The following is a 17136-nucleotide window of genomic DNA, read 5'->3' on the forward strand; positions in this document are numbered from 1 at the left end:
GTCAGGCCGCCTGCCGGGCGGCGGCGGCGAAGGCCGCATCGGCGGCGTCGGCGAGCTTTTCGAGCGTCGGGAAGTGATAGTCGGGCGTGGTCAGCCGCTCGGGCTCGGGCGTGCCGCCGAATCCTTCGAGGCCCTGGCGGCGCTCGATCCAGCAGACGGTGTAGCCGAGGTCCCGGGCGATGCCGATGTCGTGGTACTGGCTCTGGGCGACGTGGAGCATGTCGCTCTGCTTGTAGCCGAAGGCCGATTGGCGGCCGCGGTTGAAAGCGAAGAATTGCGGATTGGGCTTGGCGACCCCGGCCTCGTCGTAGGTGACGCTGTCGTGGAACGGGCCGCCGAGGGTGTGGGAATAGAACGAGAAGGCCGAGCGGTCGGCATTGGTCATCGCGACGAGGCGGTAATGCTTGCGCAGGCGCTTCAGGGCCGCGACCGAATCCGAGAAGGCCGGCCAGCGCAGCACCGAGAGCTGGAAGGCGTCGGCATCGGCGTCCGAGTTCGGGAAGCCGAGTTCCTTGGCGACGTGGCGGTAGACGTCGGCGAAGACCTCGCTCGACCGCTCGTAGTTCAGCTCGCGGCCCTTGAGGTAGGAGGCGAAGATCGTCGCGTCGCTCAACTCCGCCGGACTGCGGCCGGACACCGCGCGCAGATGGTCGAGGATGCCCTTCTCGAAGTCGATCAGGGTGCCGACGACGTCGAAGGTGAGGACCTTGAAGGTATCGAGGGAGGGGGCGGGCATGGGGTCGTCCTTTTCGTAAGGCGAGGAGGGGAGGGGGTCAGGCGGATTCCGCCGGGACGACGATCGTGTCCTGGGGATGGAGGAGGGCGGTGATCGCGCCGCCGGGGGCGGGGATCGCGAGGCGTCCGGCATGGTGGGCCGGCTGGCGCAGGGAGATCTCGGGCCCGCCATCGAGGGCGACGAACACCCGCAGGCTCTCGCCCTGGTAGACGACGTCGGTGACGCGGCCCGTCAGGCGGTTGTAGCCCTCGGGGGCCGTGTCGCCCGCCACGATCAGCTTCTCGGTCTGGATCGCCAGCAGCAGGGCCTCGCCCGCCGGCAGCGGCCGGGCGCTGCGCAGGGGGGTGGGCCCGAGCGCGACGGCGTCGGACCCCGCGCGGGTCACCGGAACCAGGGTCGATTCGCCGATGAAGCTCGCCACGAAGGCGCTCATCGGCCGGTCGTGCAGGCGCTCGGGCGTGTCGACCTGGGCAAGCCGCCCGCCGCGCAGGATGGCGATGCGGTCGCTCATCGTCAGCGCCTCGCGCTGGTCGTGGGTGACGTAGATGATGGTGGCTTCGAGCTGCCGGTGCAGGCGCCGCAGCTCGATCTGCATCGTCTCGCGCAGGTGCTTGTCGAGGGCCGAGAGCGGCTCGTCCATCAGGATCAGCCGCGGCCGGAAGACGATGGCGCGGGCGAGCGCCACGCGCTGGCGCTGGCCGCCGGAGAGCTGCGAGATCGCCCTCGCCTCGTAGCCGGCGAGTTCCACCATCGCGAGCGCCTCCGCCACCCGCGGACCCCAGGAGGCCTTGGGCTCGCGCCGGGCCCGCAGCGGGAAGGCGACGTTCTCGGCGACGCTCAGGTGCGGGAACAGGGCGTAGTTCTGGAACACCACGCCGATGTCGCGCTTGTGCGGCGGCAGCACCGTCACGTCGGCCGCGCCGAAATGCACGCTGCCGGAGGAGGGCACGATGAAGCCGCCGAGGATGCCGAGCAACGTGGTCTTGCCCGAGCCCGAGGGGCCGAGCAGGGACAGGAACTCCCCCGGCGCGACGTCGAGCGAGACGTCGTCGAGGGCCGTGAAGGCGCCGTAGCGCCGGGTGGCGTTGCGGATCGATACCCCGACGCTGCCGCCGGCGAGCGGTCCGCCGCTCACGCCCGAATTCGTGCCCGCTGCCGCCATCGTGGGGTGCCGCCTTCGCGTCCGGTGCCGCCGATGGACCGGATGCTCACAAAAGCGCCGCGCCGGTTCAATGTCGAAAGAATCCGCTGCCTCATAACTCCAGGTTATGGGTTGGAATGAAGAGGCACGGGGCTTGGCTGGCTCGCCCGTGCGCCCCGATGGCGGTCAGCCGACGAGATCGTCCAGGGTCAGGTCGAGGGCTCGGGCCAGCTTGCGCAACGTCTCGACGGTCCCTTCCCGGCGCCCCGTCTCGATCTGCGAGAGAAAGGCCTGGGCGATGCCGGCCTTCTCGGCCAGGGCCGTCGCGGTGAGGCCACGATGCTCACGCCAGACGCGGACGCGGTTCTCGCCGCTCAGCAAGCGGTCCACCACCTCGACGGGGATCATCTCCTCCTCCCCCGCGGCGAGCCGCCGGCGGAACTCGGCGACGGCCAGGCGATCGGCCTGGGATTCGGTATCGTCTTCGGCGGCCAGCACGGCCACGGTCTGTGCGGTCATCGTCTCTTTTCCTGAGCGCCTGTTTGAGCGGATCGGTCTGACCAACGCTGAAAGGGATCATGGGATATCCTATCCTTCCACCTCATCCTGAGGTGTCAGTCGATCGGAGATCGACTGACCTCGAAGGAGGCTTCCAGATGCCTCTGCGATCCCTGGAGCCCTCCTTCGAGGTCAGCCGATTTTCAATCGGCTAACACCTCAGGATGAGGTAGAATGATGAGGCGATCCTGCCTTACTCAAATAATTTGTAGAAAATTCTGCTCACACAGGCTATGAACTTTATTCGGCCATCTGACCGTTCGTTTGGATGCTGCGGAGCCGACACCTTTCGGGTCATTCCGGGCTCCGCTCCGCGGCCCCGGAATGACCCGGAGGGTGTAAATTCCATCAAGGACGTCGAACAGGCTCCGAGTTCGTCTCACGCCCTCTCGAAGCACGCCCGCTTCAAGCCGAGTTCCGGATAGAGCCCGTCGACCTTCGCGACGTCGGCACGCATCTCGGCGACGATCCAGTCGCGCACGGCGGCGACCGAGCGGCGCAGGGGCCGAGAGCGCAGGTGGATGAGCTGGCATTCCCGCGCCGTGCGGGTGAGGCGGGAGGCGGCCGGCACGAGGTCGCCGGTCGAGAGCCAGTGCGAGACCACGCTGGCCCAGCCGAGCGCCACGCCCTGGCCGAGGAGGGCGGCCTGCAGCACCACCGCGTAATCCGAGAAGTTGAGCGAGGCCCGAGAGCCGTTCCAGTCCGGCCCGGGATCGACCCCGCCGGTCCACATCGGCGAGGTGGCGGTGAGGTTGACGAAGGTGGTGCGGCTGTCGGGATCGGCTTCCCGCCCCGCAAGGTAGGCCGGGCTGCAGACCGGCAGCATCACCTCGTTCATCAGGAATACCGCCTCGTGGTCGAGGTCGGGCCCCTCGACGAAGCGCATGCCGAGATCGACGTCGTCGACCGGCCCGGCGAGCGCCCCCGGGATCAGCTGGAAGCGGAAATCGACCGACGGAAACGCTTCCTGCAGCGTGTTGATCCGCGGCATCAGCCAGTGGGTGGTGAAGGCCGAGGACAGGGAGAGCGTCACCGTGTCGATGCCGGTGCGGCGGATGTCGATCTCGCGGAGCGCCGCCTCGATGCCCCGGAAGCCCTTCGCCACCCGGCGATGCAGGATCGCACCGTCCTCGGTGAGCGCGATGCCTTCGCCCGAGCGGTCGATCAGGCGCACGCCGAGATGGCGTTCGAGCTGCGCCATCGCCTTGCTGACCGCCGGCTGCGTCACGTTCAGCTCGGCCGCCGCCCGTGTGAAGCTCAGGTTGCGCGCCACGGCCTCGAACACGAACAGGGCGTGGTTGGAGGGCAGCATGCGGCGGAGCGGGTTCATAGTCGCACCTCAGGCCTCGCTGTCACGCGCCGGGGCCGGCCCGGCCGCGGCATCCCCCGGCTCGGGGTCGAGGCCGACCGGCGGCCCCGGCCGCGTCGCGCTCTCGATGATGGCCTCCCACGACTTGCCCCGCACCCTCAGGAAGTCGATCGAGGGGCCGAGTGCGTTGCCGTAGACCCGGACCGTCCGCTCGACGATGCGGGTGCGGTAGGGCTCCGGCGTCAGGGCCTTGAAGTGGGCCGCCAGGCGCAGGCGCTCGGCATGCACCGCGCGCGCGATGGCTTCGGCCGGCAGGCCGTCGCGGCGCAAGGCGGCCACGCGCTCGCGCAAGTCGGCCACGGCCGCCTCGTAGCGGGCGCGAAGAGGCATCGGCCCGGCGCCGCCCCCGGTCAAGCCGGGTCGTTCTCCTTCGGGTCGAAGGGCTTGGCGCGCTCGTCGTCGGGCGATTGCGCGTCCGGATCGAGGCGGCCGTCGACGAGGCGATCGTCGCTCCGCGGCTGCGTTTGTCCAGCGTCGCGCTTGGTCTCCCGGTCGTCCTCGGCCCCGGGCTTCTCGTCAGGCATGGGCGTCTCCTTCCGAGAGCGGCAGATAGGGCGGACTCGGGCCAGGGGCGATGCGCCCGGCGCTCCGCCGCAGGACAGGACCACCCGCCGCAGGTGTTCGGGCGACGGCGGATGGCCGGGCCGAGGCGGATCAGATGGTGATGCGGCCGGTGAGCAGGAGCACGACCAGGATGATCAGCAGGATGCCGCCGATGCCGAGACCGCCGGTGCGGTACCGACCACCGCCGTAGAAGCTGCCGCCGCCACCGAAGAGCAGGATGAGCAGGATGAGGATGATCAGAAGAGTCATAGGTGGCAGTCCTTACGGCCAAGCTGGCTGACCGGAGAAATGCCGTCGGGGTGCTTTTCGTTCCATGGGGCCGGCGGTCTTTATCGGTCGATGACGCTGCCCGGGCACGCCGTCGTTCGGATTGAGAGGGGGGAATCGGCGGCCCGACGGGGCGCTACGCCGATCGCTGGCCGGCTCGCCCGGCGGATCACGAGACACGGCAGGGCGGTTCATCGGCGGCGCCGGTCCCACTCGTGACCTCATCCTGAGGTGTGAGCGAAGCGAGCCTCGTAGGAGGGCTCCAGGAGCTTCAGGTCTATCTGGATCCCTCCTTCGAGGTCAGTCGATCTTCGATCGACCAACACCTCAGGATGAGGTCGCGAGTGGGAAATCTTGAGCCAAGACTTGGCTTCTGCGTGCCTCGATCCGTGTCTTGTATCGTGCTGCAATGTGATCGGGCCGTGCTCTAGATCGCCCCGACCTTCGCCCGCAGGCCGAGCATCTGGTGCAGGATGCGGCCGAGCTGCTCGGCCGAATAGGGCTTGTGCAAGAGCTCGAAGCCGTGGGCATCCGATCGGGCGAGGACGTGGCTGTAGCCCGAGGTCAGCACCACGGGCAGGTGCGGCGAGCGGTTCCGCAACTCCTGCGCCAGGGCGACGCCGCCCATGCCCGGCATCACGACGTCGGAGAACACCAGATCGAACCGGCTCACCCCGCGGCCGATTTCCTCCAGCGCCTCCTCGGCATTGGCGGCCCAGACCGGCCGGTAGCCGAGATCCTCCAGGATCTGGGTCGCGAACTGGCCGACGCCGACATTGTCCTCGACCACGAGGATCCGCTGGCCGGTGCCGAGGGGGGCTAGGCCGTCCTCCTGCGCAGGACGGTCGCCGGTCGCCCGGTCCTCGGAGACCACTTCCGGCAGGTAGAGCGTGAAGGTGGTCCCCCGCCCGGGGGTGCTGCGCACGTCGACGTCGCCGCCCGATTGCTTGGCGAAGCCGAAGACCTGGGACAGACCCAGCCCCGTGCCCTTGCCGATCTCCTTCGTGGTGAAGAACGGCTCGAAGATCCGGCCGATCTCATCGGGCGGGATGCCCGTGCCGGTATCGGTCAGCGCCACGGCGGCGAACGGCTTGTGCGATCCGGCATGGCCGCGGATCGGGGGCAGAGCCGAACCGCAGGACACCCGCAGGGTCAGCGTGCCCTCGCCGTCCATCGCGTCGCGGGCATTGATCGCCATGTTGACGAGCGCGGTCTCGAACTGGCTCAGATCCGCCCGGATCAGGCAGGGCGCGCCCGGCACCTCGGTGACGACGCGCACCCGCGCGCCGGTGAGCGTATCGAGCATGTCGGCGATGCCCCGCACCTTCTGGCCGACATCGAAGACCTCCGGCTTGAGGGCCTGGCGCCGGGCGAAGGCCAGCAGCTGGCCGGTGAGCTTGGCGGCCCGCTCGACGGTGTCGGAGACCGCTTCGAGGTAGCGGCGCTTGCGTGCCTCCGGCAGGTCGGGCCGGCGCAGGAAGTCGACCGAGGAACGGATGATGGTGAGCAGGTTGTTGAAGTCGTGCGCCACCCCGCCGGTGAGCTGCCCCACAGCTTCGAGCTTCTGCGACTGGCGCAGGGCCTCCTGGGCCTGGGCGAGCTCGGCCTGGCCGCGCAGCCGGTCGGTCACGTCCATGACGAACTGGTAGCAGCCGGTGCGCGCGCCGGTCGCGTCGCGTAAGGTGCGGAAGCTGATCTGGTAGGCGGCGCGGGCGCGGCGGGGATCGCCGTATTCCTCGACCACGGTGATCTCCTCGCCGGCCAAGCCCCGGCCCCAGCCGGCCCGTACCTGGGCCTGATGCTCGGGCTGGTCGGCCAGCAGGGCGAGCATGTTGTCGCCGACTCTCGGTCTCACGCCGTAGATGCGCTCGAACTCGTCGGCATTGGCCTTGTTGATGGCGAGGATGGTGTAGTCGAGGTCGGCCGCCATCACCATGATGTCGGTGCGCTCGACGATGGTGGCCAGCAGGTTGCGTTCCGCCGTCCGCTCGGAGACCTGCTGTTCCAGGGTCTCGTTGAGTTCCTGTAGGCGGCGCTCGCTCTCGGCCAGGCGGTGCTCGGTCTCCTTGCGCCGGCTCAGATCGACCGTCACGACCAGGAAGTTCTTGAAGCGGCCCTCCGCGTCGTCGAGGCGCCGGATGCTGGTATTGGCCCAGATCGCGGTGCCGTCCGGGCGCCGGTAGCGCTTGTCGAGGGAGGTGCTGCGTCCCGTCCCGATCGTCTCCGCGACCGCCGCCAGGCTCGGCGACAGGTCGTCCGGGTCGGTGACGGCGGTGAAGTCGAGCCCCAGCAGGTCGTCGGCGGATCGTCCGAGGATGCGGCAGAGTTCGGTGTTCACCCGCAGGAAGCGGCCCTCGGCGCTGACCTCGGACAGGCCGACGGAGGCACCGTTGAAGATCGCCGCCAGGCGCTCCTCGCTCTCGCTCAGGGCCGTCTCGGCCCGGCCGCGCTCGATCGCCGCCTTGACCCGCTCTCCGACCTCCCGGATCAGGTTTTCCTCGGCCTGGGTCCAGGCGCGCGGGGTCGCGCTCTGCACGGCCCAGAGCCCCACCCACCGCTCTTCCCGGAACAGGATGACGTCGACATAGGCGGCGACCTGGCGCGACGTTAGGCCGGCTCTCGCCTCCTCGCCGAACCGCGGGTCCGCGGCGATGTCGCCGACCGCGACGACCGCGTTGTGGCGGTAGGCCGCCAGCAGGTCCGGGCCGAAATCCGCCAGCGAGTGCGTCCCGACGAGCGATACGACGCCCTTCGTATAGTCCCGCTCGACCGTCATCAGGCTGCCGGCGATCTCGGCGTAGAAGACCCGGGTGGCCCCGACCCGCTCGCCGAGACGGCGGGCCGCGACCTCGGCGATGTCCGTCGGCGCGGTCAGCGGCCGCAGCGCGTCGCTGAGGTCGAGCAGGAAGGATTGCCGCTCCTCGTTGTCGTGGACCTCCCTCCGCGTCCCGCCCGTGACCGCGGGGGAATGGCCCGGGATCGCCGGGCAGGCGCCGGAGAGACCCTCGACCCGCCCGGCCGCATCGCGGACCGGCGCGAAGAAGAGGGAGAACCGCGCCGCCTCGTGCTCGTCGTCCCGCTCCAGGGTGTGCATGGCGGCGTCCGTATGGACCGGGCGGCCGGACGCGGCCTCGTTCACCAGGGGTTCGAGACCGGCCCTGATGTCGGACCAGACCTCGAGATAGTCGCGCCCGAGGGCCGCCGGATGCCTGTCCCCGAGGATGCCGGCGTAGAGGAGCGTCCGCCCGCTCCCCCAGACGAGGAACATCGGCTGGTGCGAGGCGAGCATCGTGCCGACGAGCGTCGCCAGGGAGCACGGCCAGGTCGCGGGCTCGCCGAGCGGCGAGGCGCTCCAATCGTGCCCGCGGATGAGCGCGCTCATCCTGCTGCCGTCGGCGAGGAAGGCCGGGACGTAGAGAATGGCATCGGATCTGCCGTGCATGACGTTCCGTCTCCGCCTCGCGCGCCCGCGGCGCGACCGGCCGACCTTGTGGCTGTCCGCCCGTCCGACCCATCGCCGAACGGCCACGGCACCATGAGCGCCACCTCTTTGACATTTCGGTGGTGACGCGAGGGTGCCGCGGGCGGGTTCGGTCGCGGTCTCGGCCGGCGGGAGAGCCGGCACGCGCGTGCCGGCGATCCGCAGCTTGAGCGGTCTCACAAGGAGAGGCGGCTGTCAAAGCGGACGTCGCGGAAAGGAGGTTGTCGCGGTGGCGGTTCCTCAGGGCTCGGCGGACGGCCGCAAGATGCGGCAAAGGCATCATGCCCGCGATGGATCGAGAGCTCGTTCGAGCCATCGCCGTTGTTCCGTCTCACCCACGACCCCAAGGTAAGGTCGCGGATGAGACCAGCGGTCTTTGGAAACAGCCGTTGGCTCCGTCCTCGAATCGTCGCCAAGCTTTTGGTGCGATGTCGACAATCCGAGATGGGCCACGGCACCGTCGATCTCGGGCTTGACCGAGATCGAATCGATGCGTCGGCACCTCGGGCCGGTGGCATGAAACGGACGATGTCCCGGCGGTTTCATCGCGCAAGGCAAACAAACCCTCACCGCACGATCGGATCGCAGGACCTCCAGGCCGCCGCCATCCGCCGCCTCGCGTCCGCCGGCCGTCTTCAGCGTTCCGCGACCTGGTCGAGATAGGCGCCGTAGCCCTCGTCCTCCATCCGCTCGCGGGGCACGAAGCGCAACGAGGCCGAGTTGATGCAGTAGCGCAGGCCGCCACGGTCCCGGGGACCGTCCGGGAAGACGTGCCCGAGATGGCTGTCGCCGTGCTTGGAGCGGACTTCGGTCCGGATCATGCCGTGGGTGGTGTCGCGCAGCTCCGCGACATGGGCCGGCTCGATCGGCTTGGTGAAGCTCGGCCAGCCGCAGCCGGATTCGTACTTGTCGGAGGAGGCGAAGAGCGGCTCGCCCGACACGATGTCGACGTAGATTCCGGGCTTCTTGTTCTCCAGGTACTCCCCGGTCCCGGGCCGCTCGGTCCCGTTCTGCTGCGTGACGCGGTATTGCTCGGGGGTGAGCCGGGCGATGGCGGCGTCGGTCTTCTCGTAGGTCGGCATTCGGCTGTCTCCGCGGCGTCTTCGTTCGACCGCAATATGGCGCTTGCGCACCGCGACGACGACCGTCCCGTCATGCGCGGCGTGACGGGCGGGATGCACGGATGCGGCAGGTCGAGCCCCCGTTCAGGACGCGGCCGAGACGATCGCGGTGAGCGTCGCGACGGAGACGATCGTCGCGACCACCACCGTGGCGGCCGAGACCTCCATCATCGCGCCCGACCGGTGCGCGAGGAGGAACGCGTTCGCGCCCGTCGGCAGCGCGGCCGTCACCACCATGACGATCGCGGCCGGCTGCGGGATCCCCGCGACGGTCACCGCCAGGGCCATGCAGAGCGGCATGACCGCGAGCTTGATCACGACGGCGAGCAGGACGGGCGGGCCGACATGGCCCCGATGCAGGACCGGGAGCGAGGCGCCGAGGCTGATCAGCGCGAGGGCCGGCGCCGCGCCGGCGAGGAGTTCCAGCATCCGCCGGGGCGCCTCCGGGACGGGGAGGCCGGTCCCGTTCCAGACGGAGGCCGCCAGGATCGACGAGATGATCGGATTCTTCAGGCTGCCGACGACCGTGTCCCGCACCGTGGCGAGGAGACGCCGCTGCGGCCCGCCCCGGTCGAGCTCGACGAGGACCGTCGCCGCCGGCAAGAGGAGCAGCGAGTGGGCGGCGATGATCGACAGCAGGATGGCGAGCCCCGCGCCGCCCCAGACCGCCCCGACGATCGGGATGCCGAGCAGGACGGTATTGCCGAACGCCCCGTTCAGCCCGAACACCGCCGCCTGGGCGATCGTCATGCGCAAGAGCGCGAGGCCGAGGAGGACCGACAGGGCGAAGACCGGCAGCGCCACCGAGAAGTAGACGGCGATCACGTCGAGGCGCGGCGCCGTCCTGGCACCGACGATCGACAGGAACAGCAGCGAAGGCAGCAGGATCCAGAAGATCAGGCCGGTCAGGCCCCTGGTCTCGCTTCGGTCGACGATCCCGAAACGGACGATCAGGCGCCCGATCACGATCAGGCCGAAGACGGGAAGGATTACGGTGACGAGCGTCGACGCGATCGTCGCGAGGTTCGACATGCTGTCGGGGTCCGGTCTGGGGAGGCGAGTGCTGCGACGTGGCCGGCAAGCGGAGAATGCGGGCTGTCGCATGCCGGCGACGATCCCGGCAACGCCCGCGGGCCCTCAATGTCGCCCGGGACGGGAACCGGGGGCAGGGCGCGGAGCGTCGACAGCCCTCACCGCGCGGTCCGGCGCTGGAAGAGGCGCAACACCGCGTCGCCGCGGGCCACCGCGTCGTCGAGGGCGTGCTGCGGCGTCTTGGTGCCGGCGAGCGCCGCCTCGATCTCCTCGGCCCAGAGGTCGCGGATCTGCAGCATGTTGCCGAGCCGGATGCCGGCCGTGTCGCGGGTCGGCGGGTGGCGCGTGATCGCGTCGACGGCGACCCGGAGCATCGGGTGGCGGGCGTAGAAGCCGGACGCCTCCGCGTCGGCGAGGGCGGCCTTCGTCACCGGTACGTAGCCGGTGTTGCGGTAGAGGAGCGCCTGCGCCGGGAAGCTCAGCACGAAGTCGAGGAAGGCGGCGACGCCCTCGTAGTCCTGCGTCGTCTTGCCCTGCATGACGTAGAGCGAGCCGCCGCCCAGGACGGCGTTCCGGGGCGTGTCGACCACGTCGGGGTAATACGGCATCGGCCGGATCGTCCACCGGAACCGGTCCTGCGCGGCGATCGTCCCGTACAGGCTCGACGAGGTGAGGAAGAGGGCGCACTCGCCCGATGCGAACAGCGCCTCGCCGCGATTGGTCCGGCCCGCGTAGCGGAACGCCCCCTCCCGGGACAGATCGACGATATTCTGCAGGTGCCGGACCTGGAACGGCTTGTTGAAGACGAGTTCGACATCGAAACCGTCGAGCCCGTTGGACCGGGTCGCGATCGGTCTACCGTGCCAGGCCGACAACTGCTCGATATGCGCCCAGGTGGGCCAGGCGGTCGAGAGCGCGCAGCGGGACGGCTCGGCACGCTGCAGGGCGCGGGCGGCCTCGAAGACCTGCGGCCAGGTCTCGGGCAGGTGGTGGGGATCCAGCCCGGCGCCCTCGTAGCGGTCGAGGTTGATCCACATCACCATGGCGGAGATGTTGAAGGGCAGCGACAGCATGCTGCCGTCGCGGGCGAGGTAGTTCGTGGCGATCACCGGCAGGAAGGCGTCCGGCGCGATCGTCCGCCCGGCGGCGGCCATCACCTCCGAGACCGGCTTCACCGCGCCGATCGCCGCTGCCATGGTGCCGTTGCCGACTTCGAAGACCTGCAGGATGTGCGGCGCGGCCCCGGCGCGATAGGCCGCGATGCCGCCGTTGATCGTCTCGGCATAGGGCCCCTTGTAGATCGTGACGACCCGGTAGCCGCTCTGCGAGGCGTTGAACTCCTCGGCGATGCGCGCCACCAGGGCGCCGTTCGCCCCGTCGAGCGAGTGCCAGAGCTGAAGCTCGGTCACGGCACGGGCCGCGACCGGCGACAACGCCAGAAAGCAGGCGAGGAGGCGCGCGATCACGCGTCCTGTAAACATGGGCCGTCCTCCCCAGGGCATTTTCCGACGAAGTGAATACCGTTCGTCGAAGAAAATGTGGCAGACAAAGACCGAGAGCGCTTCGCGATTGCAGCGCGATCGTGAAGCGCTCTATCCGAGCTGCCGCGGCAGCAGCAGGCGCAAGGACGTGCCCTGCCCGACGACGCTGCCGATCTCGACGCTGCCGTGCAGCCGATGCGCGACCAGGTTGTGGATGATGTGCAGGCCGAGACCGGTCCCGCCGCGGGCGCGCGCGGTGGTGAAGAACGGGTCGAAGACGCGGTCGAGGTGCCGGGGCTCGATGCCCGCCCCATCGTCGCTGATCTCGACGAGCACCCGCGTCGGCTCGGCTCGCGCCGCAACGACGACCCTCAGGGGGCGGCCCTCGCGTGCGCCGTGGTCGATCGCGTTCTTGACCGCGTTGGTCAGCACCTGGGCGAGCACCCCCGGATAGGTGTCGAGGCTCAAGGCCTCCGGGCAGTCCGCCGCGATCTCGTGCCGGCCCGGCCGCGCCAGCGCGCGCAGGCTGCGCAGCAGCTCCTCGATCCACGCCCCGAGATCGATCACGCGCCGCTCCTCGAAGACCTGGTCGGAGGCGACCTGCTTGAAGCTGTAGAGCAGATCGGAGGCCCGCATCAGGTTCTGGGTCATCAGCTGCGCGCCCTCCCGCATCCGGGCGGCGTGCTGCGTCAGGCGCGAGCGCGAGAGCCGGTTCTCGTTGACCAGGGCCTCGAAGGCCGTCGACTCGCTCTGGACCTGGGTCGAGGTGGTGAGCGCGATCCCGAGCGGCGTGCTGATCTCGTGCGAGACGCCCGCCACCAGCTGGCCTAGCGAGGCCAGCTTCTCGGAGCGCACGAGGTCGTCCTGGGCCTGGCGCAGGGTCGCGAGCGCCGCGTCGGCGCGCTGCGCGGCCTCCCGCCAGCCCTCCTCCCGCCGCCGCAATTCAGCGAGGAACGTGTCGGAGGCGCGGGCGATGTCGCCGAGCTCGTCGCGCCGGGAGGCGAGGCCGACCCGCACGATGCCCGGATCCGTCGTCGCCCGCAGCACGTTGCGGGTGAGCAGGCGCAAAGGCCGCGTGATCGAGCGCGCGACGCTGACCACCGCGACCGTGCCGAGGAACAGAGCCCCCGCCGCGCCGGCGAGCAGCAGCCGGCGGATCGCGGCGCCGACGCGGTCGGCATCGTCGACGAAGGCGCGGTTGAGCGCCTGCGCATTCGCGCCGAGCCTCGCGTCACCGCCGTTCATCGCGGCGATCGCCGCCTGCTGCTCCCGCACCCGATCGACCGTGGCGGCGAGCTGGGCGCGCCAGCCCCGGATCGCCGTCGCCATGTCGCCCGGGAGGGGCGAGGCCGCCGTCAGGCCCTCGGCGCGGCCGGCAAGCTCCGCGCCCTCGGCCACGACGGCGGCCGCCTCCTCGGCGCTGCGGCGGTCGAGGGCGGAGGCGGATTGCTGCGCGAGCCGCAACGCCGCGAGCGTGATCCCTTGCGTCGCGAGTTCCGCCTCGTTCGACGTCACCGAATGCCGGATCAAGGCGGCGACCTCGGCCTGGAGCCGCCGCTGCGCGTCGACGGTCTCGCGGATCAGCCGGTCGCACCAGGCGATCAGGGCGTGGCCCGACTGCGTCGCCCGGGTCAGCTCGAACCCTTCGGCGATGACGCGGTTCAAGCCGGCGTCGCTCTGACTCCGCGCCCGGTAGGAGCGCAGCAGCGCGGTCAGCTGGCCGGCCTCGGGCTGGCCGGCGAGGACGGCGGTCAGCCGCGTCCCCGTCTCGTCGAGGAGCCGGATGTCGGCGGCGAGCTCGTCGAACTCGATCTGGAACACGGGCTGGCCGATCCGGGTCTTGTTGAGCTCGACCGCCGAGATCGCCTCGCGCAGGTCGCGCAGCGCGCTGACGACCCGCTGGTTGCGCTCGAGCGCGTCGTCCCGGGCGGTGAGGACCGCGACCAGGCGCGCATTCTCGTCCTGCTGCCGGCGGCGCTCGGTGTCGGTCAGCGCCACGAGCCGGTCGGCCCGCCGCGCGATGCCCGCCGCGGCGATCTCGATCTCGCCCTCCAGCTGCGCCAGCCGGCGCATCTCGTCGACCTGGGCGGCGAGGTCCTGCCGGACGGTGCCGATCAGCGCCGCCTGGTCCTGCATCCGGGCGACCCCTTCGAGCTGGCCGAGCTGGCTCGCGGCCTTCGCCGCCAGCGCCGCGAAGCGGTCGCGCGCCGCCGCCCCGGCGCCCGCCGGCCGGCCCACATAGTCGTCGCGGGCCTTGTTGAGGAGCGTGAAGGTGTGGACCGTCTCGCTCGACAGAACCGCCCCGTCGCGCGCCCGCTCCGCCTCGATCAGGAGCAGCCAGGCCGCCACGGCGATGACCATCGCGACGACGACCGGAATGGCGCCGACGATGAACACCCGGCGGGCGACGCCGTAAGATCGGAGGAGGCGCACCCTGGAACGAGGCTCGTGGCGGGAGGAGGGGGCGCAACTCTGGCAAAACCGGTCGTTCGTTGTCCAGCAGGCCGTTGCGATCACGCGTGCCGCGAGGCTCACCGCACCAGAACGTCCGTCGCCGCCGCGAAGCCGACCCGCGGAGTGCCGAGCGCGAAGTTCGCGATCCGCTGCCCCGAATGACCGACGAGCCTCAGGGTGACGGGCCCGCCCCGGGAGGCCGTCGCGCCCGAGAGGCGGCTGATCTCGGGCCGGTCCGTCAGGGTGTCGAAGGCGCCGCCGAGCATGCCCGGGCGGCTGAAGCCGTCCTTCGTGATCACGTCCCACCGGATCGTCTCCGGCACCGACGTGTCGCGGACGCGATGGGCGGGGGAGAACAGGGCGACGTAGGATTGCCGGAACCCGCCGCGGCTCGCCACGAAGGTGCAATCGGCGACCGGCGTCAGGCCGAAGACGAGGCCGGCCGTCGCCCGCGTGGTGCAGGTCAGCGTGCCGGCCCGTTTCTGCGGCGGCGCCGGCCGGCTGCCATGGGCAAAAGCCGCGCTGCCGGCGACGACGGCAGCCGTGACGGCGATGGCGATGGCGTTCATGGACGTGGATCCTGCGGGTGCCGGGCTCGACTCTTCATGGCGTCTTGCGCCGTCATCGGCCCCGGACTGAAGCGGGGCGTTCACTACGTCGGTTCGGTTTCACGACTATTCCGTCGAATGTTGCGTGCGCGGACGTGAACGACAGAGAGACTCTTCCGAGTGGAGCGCGATGCATTGTCCGAGGAGAGGCCGCGGCCGGTCCCGGCTCGCGGCATCGATGCCCGCGTCGTCGCGCGGGCTTGCCCGGCGCGGCGCGGCGGGCCAGATCACCCCGCCCGACGGACTTGCCCGGTGCGGGCGCCGGACCGCGTGCCGGATGGGAGAGCGATGGACGAGCCAGCGGCCGGCCCCGCGCACGGGACGCCGGAGATGATCCGGCATTGCGCGGCCGAATGCATGGAACTGGCGGCCATGTTCTTCGCGGCCGCCGCCGAGCGGCTGACCGAGAACGACCTCGCCGGCTATCGCTGCGCGATGCGCTGCGCCGCGGCCGCCGCCAAGTCAGCGCGCGAACTCGCGGCGCTCCTCGGGACCGAGGCGGCGCTCGACCGGCCGCGGGCCGAGGGCGCCGCCTACTCGAACAGATCCGGGTAGCGCGCCTCGGCCCGCGGCAGGGCGCGCACGATCTCCCACAGGTGGTGGCGCAGCGCCGCCTCGGCCTCCTCCGGGGCGCGGGCGTCGATGCCGGCGAGGATCGCGCGGTGCTGCTCCACCAGGGGCAGCATCGCGGCGGCGTCGGCGAGCGTAAGCTGGCAGGCGCGGTCGAGATGCGCCTTCACGTCCTGCACCGCCTCCCAGGCGAGCGCGCAGCCCGCCCCCTCGGCGAGCGCCGCGTGGAACAGCGAATCGGCGCGCTGGAATCCCGCATGGTCGCCCGCCGCCGCCCGCTCCTCCTGCAGCGCCAGGAGGTCGTCGATCCGCCGCCGGCTCGTCGGATCGAAGGTCTCGCAGGCGCGCCGCACCACCGCGATCTCGATCGCCTCGCGCACGAAGCGCGCCTGCATCAGCTGCGAGACCGAGATCTTGGTCACCACCGTCCCGCGCTGCGGGCGCACCTCCACCAGGCGGGTGCGGGAGAGTCCGATGAACGCCTCGCGCACCGGCTGGCGCGAGACGCCGTGGCGGGCGGCGATCTCCTGCTCCGACAGCCGCGTGCCCGGCAGCACGTCGAGCGCGATGATCGAGCGCCGCAGCGACGCCTCCACCCGCTCCGCCGCCGAGCCCGTCGTCACCTCGATCATTCCGCTTCACAGCCTCCGCGCGATATGCATACACTACCATACAAGTCGGACGCCCCACCAGAAGGGCGCCGGCTGAAGGGAGGATAACATGACCCCGAGTCTCCCCTTTCCAGGTCGCCTCACCCGCCGCACCGTCGCGCTCGGCCTCGGCGCGCTCCCGGCCGCCGCCCTGCTGCGGGCCGGCCCTGCCAGGGCCGCGCCGGTCACCCTGCGGCTCTCCTCCTCGCTGCCCGCCGATCCGAACTCGGCCCACTGGCTCTGGTACGACCGCTTCGCCGCGAGCCTGAAGGCCAAGACCGGCGACGCCGTGCAGGTGCGCTACTTTCCCGACAACCAGCTCGGCAAGGAATCGGACGTCGTCGGCTCGGTGAAGCTCGGCGTCGTCGACATGATGATCTCCGGCTCCTCGATCTGGTCGACGCTGGCGCCGGAGATCGGCGTCCTCGATCTCGGCTACCTCTTCCCGACCATGGAGAGCGCCGGGCCGATCCTCGACGGGCCGGCGGGCCAGCAGCTCGACCGGATCTTCTCCGACCGGATCGGCGTGAAGGTGCTGAGCTGGGGCTACAGCTTGGGCGGCCGCAACGTCACGGCGCGCGAGGCCGCCGAGACCCCGGCGGCGATGAAGGGGAAGAAGATCCGGGTGCTGCCGGTGGCGAACTTCGTCGCCACCTTGCGCGCCATGGGCGCCTCGCCGACCCCCATGTCCCTCGGCGAGGTCTACACCGCGCTCCAGACCGGGGTGATCGACGGGATGGAGCACGACGCGCCGACGATCCTCGCCATCAAGGCCTACGAGGTGGCCAAACACGTCACGCTCACCCGGCACATCTGCAACCCGCAGACGATCGTCATCGGCAACCGGGCCTTCGCCAAGGTTCCGGCGGCGCATCGCGACGCCTTCCTCTCCGCCGCCGCGGAGGCGACCGCGTTCCAGCGCGGCCAGGCCGCCGCGATCGAGGCGCGGGCGCTGGCGACCCTGAAGGGCAACGGCGTCGGCATCCACGACTGCGACCGCACCGCCTTCCGTGCCCTGGTGACGCCGCTCTGGGACGAGTTCGCCAAGGCCTACCCGGCGACGAAGCCGATCCTGGCGGCGATCACCCAGGCCTGAGGAACCCG

16 protein-coding genes are annotated in these 17136 nt (G+C 70.7%); 2 read left to right on the plus strand and 14 right to left on the minus strand.

Annotation, left to right across the window (positions count from 1 at the left end; all coding sequences use genetic code 11):
- Nucleotide 1 precedes the first annotated feature (1 nt).
- The 13 genes from HBB12_RS29575 to HBB12_RS29635 all read right to left on the minus strand — a co-directional run bounded on the left by HBB12_RS29575 (nucleotide 2) and on the right by HBB12_RS29635 (nucleotide 14773).
- Nucleotides 2–736 carry an HAD-IA family hydrolase gene (locus tag HBB12_RS29575; RefSeq protein ID WP_236993259.1) on the minus strand — a complete coding sequence of 245 codons (735 nt, stop codon included), beginning with the start codon at nucleotides 734–736 and terminating at the stop codon, nucleotides 2–4.
- A 37-nt stretch (nucleotides 737–773) separates the two neighbouring features.
- Complete coding sequence (locus HBB12_RS29580) at nucleotides 774–1871, minus strand: ABC transporter ATP-binding protein (RefSeq protein WP_442919392.1); 1098 nt, start codon at nucleotides 1869–1871, stop codon at nucleotides 774–776.
- Nucleotides 1872–2063: 192 nt separating this feature from the next.
- Complete coding sequence (gene relB, locus HBB12_RS29585) at nucleotides 2064–2396, minus strand: type II toxin-antitoxin system RelB family anti-toxin (protein WP_236993261.1); 333 nt, start codon at nucleotides 2394–2396, stop codon at nucleotides 2064–2066.
- Nucleotides 2397–2814: 418 nt separating this feature from the next.
- Nucleotides 2815–3765, minus strand: a complete 951-nt coding sequence (locus HBB12_RS29590; protein ID WP_236993262.1) for a LysR family transcriptional regulator — start codon at nucleotides 3763–3765, stop codon at nucleotides 2815–2817.
- Nucleotides 3766–3774: 9 nt separating this feature from the next.
- Nucleotides 3775–4158, minus strand: a complete 384-nt coding sequence (locus HBB12_RS29595; protein ID WP_236993263.1) for a cell wall-binding protein — start codon at nucleotides 4156–4158, stop codon at nucleotides 3775–3777.
- Entirely contained in the window at nucleotides 4155–4328 is a 174-nt protein-coding gene (locus tag HBB12_RS29600) for a hypothetical protein (RefSeq protein WP_236993264.1), read from the minus strand. Before HBB12_RS29600 ends, HBB12_RS29595 begins: the two co-directional genes overlap by 4 nt.
- 130 nt (nucleotides 4329–4458) lie before the next feature.
- Entirely contained in the window at nucleotides 4459–4617 is a 159-nt protein-coding gene (locus HBB12_RS29605; protein WP_093567232.1) for a DUF3309 family protein, read from the minus strand.
- 445 nt (nucleotides 4618–5062) lie between these two features.
- Nucleotides 5063–8077 (minus strand): PAS domain S-box protein, encoded by a 3015-nt coding sequence (locus tag HBB12_RS29610; RefSeq protein ID WP_236993265.1) that lies wholly within the window; start codon nucleotides 8075–8077, stop codon nucleotides 5063–5065.
- Between the two features lie 674 nt (nucleotides 8078–8751).
- Complete coding sequence (gene msrB, locus HBB12_RS29615; RefSeq protein ID WP_236993266.1) at nucleotides 8752–9198, minus strand: peptide-methionine (R)-S-oxide reductase MsrB; 447 nt, start codon at nucleotides 9196–9198, stop codon at nucleotides 8752–8754.
- Nucleotides 9199–9321: 123 nt separating this feature from the next.
- Nucleotides 9322–10269 carry an AEC family transporter gene (locus HBB12_RS29620; protein ID WP_236993267.1) on the minus strand — a complete coding sequence of 316 codons (948 nt, stop codon included), beginning with the start codon at nucleotides 10267–10269 and terminating at the stop codon, nucleotides 9322–9324.
- Between the two features lie 158 nt (nucleotides 10270–10427).
- Nucleotides 10428–11750, minus strand: coding sequence for a sn-glycerol-3-phosphate ABC transporter substrate-binding protein UgpB (gene ugpB, locus HBB12_RS29625; protein WP_236993268.1), 1323 nt, complete (start codon nucleotides 11748–11750; stop codon nucleotides 10428–10430).
- A 111-nt stretch (nucleotides 11751–11861) separates the two neighbouring features.
- Nucleotides 11862–14183 carry a sensor histidine kinase gene (locus tag HBB12_RS29630; protein ID WP_236993269.1) on the minus strand — a complete coding sequence of 774 codons (2322 nt, stop codon included), beginning with the start codon at nucleotides 14181–14183 and terminating at the stop codon, nucleotides 11862–11864.
- A 98-nt stretch (nucleotides 14184–14281) separates the two neighbouring features.
- Complete coding sequence (locus HBB12_RS29635; RefSeq protein ID WP_236993270.1) at nucleotides 14282–14773, minus strand: DUF992 domain-containing protein; 492 nt, start codon at nucleotides 14771–14773, stop codon at nucleotides 14282–14284.
- Between the two features lie 327 nt (nucleotides 14774–15100).
- Here HBB12_RS29635 and HBB12_RS29640 point away from each other — a divergent pair, with 327 nt between their 5' ends.
- Nucleotides 15101–15367, plus strand: coding sequence for a hypothetical protein (locus tag HBB12_RS29640; RefSeq protein ID WP_236993271.1), 267 nt, complete (start codon nucleotides 15101–15103; stop codon nucleotides 15365–15367).
- Here the strand turns inward: HBB12_RS29640 and HBB12_RS29645 are convergent.
- On the minus strand, nucleotides 15346–16014 hold the full coding sequence (locus HBB12_RS29645) for a GntR family transcriptional regulator (protein ID WP_236993272.1): 669 nt from the start codon (nucleotides 16012–16014) through the stop codon (nucleotides 15346–15348). The genes HBB12_RS29640 and HBB12_RS29645 overlap by 22 nt on opposite strands.
- Before the next feature lie 88 nt (nucleotides 16015–16102).
- On the opposite strand from HBB12_RS29645, the gene HBB12_RS29650 reads away from it, so the two are divergent.
- Entirely contained in the window at nucleotides 16103–17128 is a 1026-nt protein-coding gene (locus tag HBB12_RS29650) for a TRAP transporter substrate-binding protein (protein WP_236993273.1), read from the plus strand.
- Nucleotides 17129–17136: the final 8 nt, after the last annotated feature.

The sequence above is a fragment of the Methylobacterium sp. SyP6R genome (assembly GCF_019216885.1).
Classification (GTDB): Bacteria; Pseudomonadota; Alphaproteobacteria; order Rhizobiales; family Beijerinckiaceae; genus Methylobacterium.

Coding starts and splice junctions, on each gene's coding strand:
- HBB12_RS29575 (WP_236993259.1), bottom strand. CDS start 736: ATGCCCGCCCCCTCCCTCGATACCTTCAAGGTCCTCACCTTCGACGTC.
- relB (WP_236993261.1), bottom strand. CDS start 2,396: ATGACCGCACAGACCGTGGCCGTGCTGGCCGCCGAAGACGATACCGAA.
- HBB12_RS29590 (WP_236993262.1), bottom strand. CDS start 3,765: ATGAACCCGCTCCGCCGCATGCTGCCCTCCAACCACGCCCTGTTCGTG.
- HBB12_RS29600 (WP_236993264.1), bottom strand. CDS start 4,328: ATGCCTGACGAGAAGCCCGGGGCCGAGGACGACCGGGAGACCAAGCGC.
- HBB12_RS29605 (WP_093567232.1), bottom strand. CDS start 4,617: ATGACTCTTCTGATCATCCTCATCCTGCTCATCCTGCTCTTCGGTGGC.
- HBB12_RS29610 (WP_236993265.1), bottom strand. CDS start 8,077: ATGCACGGCAGATCCGATGCCATTCTCTACGTCCCGGCCTTCCTCGCC.
- msrB (WP_236993266.1), bottom strand. CDS start 9,198: ATGCCGACCTACGAGAAGACCGACGCCGCCATCGCCCGGCTCACCCCC.
- HBB12_RS29620 (WP_236993267.1), bottom strand. CDS start 10,269: ATGTCGAACCTCGCGACGATCGCGTCGACGCTCGTCACCGTAATCCTT.
- ugpB (WP_236993268.1), bottom strand. CDS start 11,750: ATGTTTACAGGACGCGTGATCGCGCGCCTCCTCGCCTGCTTTCTGGCG.
- HBB12_RS29635 (WP_236993270.1), bottom strand. CDS start 14,773: ATGAACGCCATCGCCATCGCCGTCACGGCTGCCGTCGTCGCCGGCAGC.
- HBB12_RS29640 (WP_236993271.1), top strand. CDS start 15,101: ATGGACGAGCCAGCGGCCGGCCCCGCGCACGGGACGCCGGAGATGATC.
- HBB12_RS29645 (WP_236993272.1), bottom strand. CDS start 16,014: ATGATCGAGGTGACGACGGGCTCGGCGGCGGAGCGGGTGGAGGCGTCG.
- HBB12_RS29650 (WP_236993273.1), top strand. CDS start 16,103: ATGACCCCGAGTCTCCCCTTTCCAGGTCGCCTCACCCGCCGCACCGTC.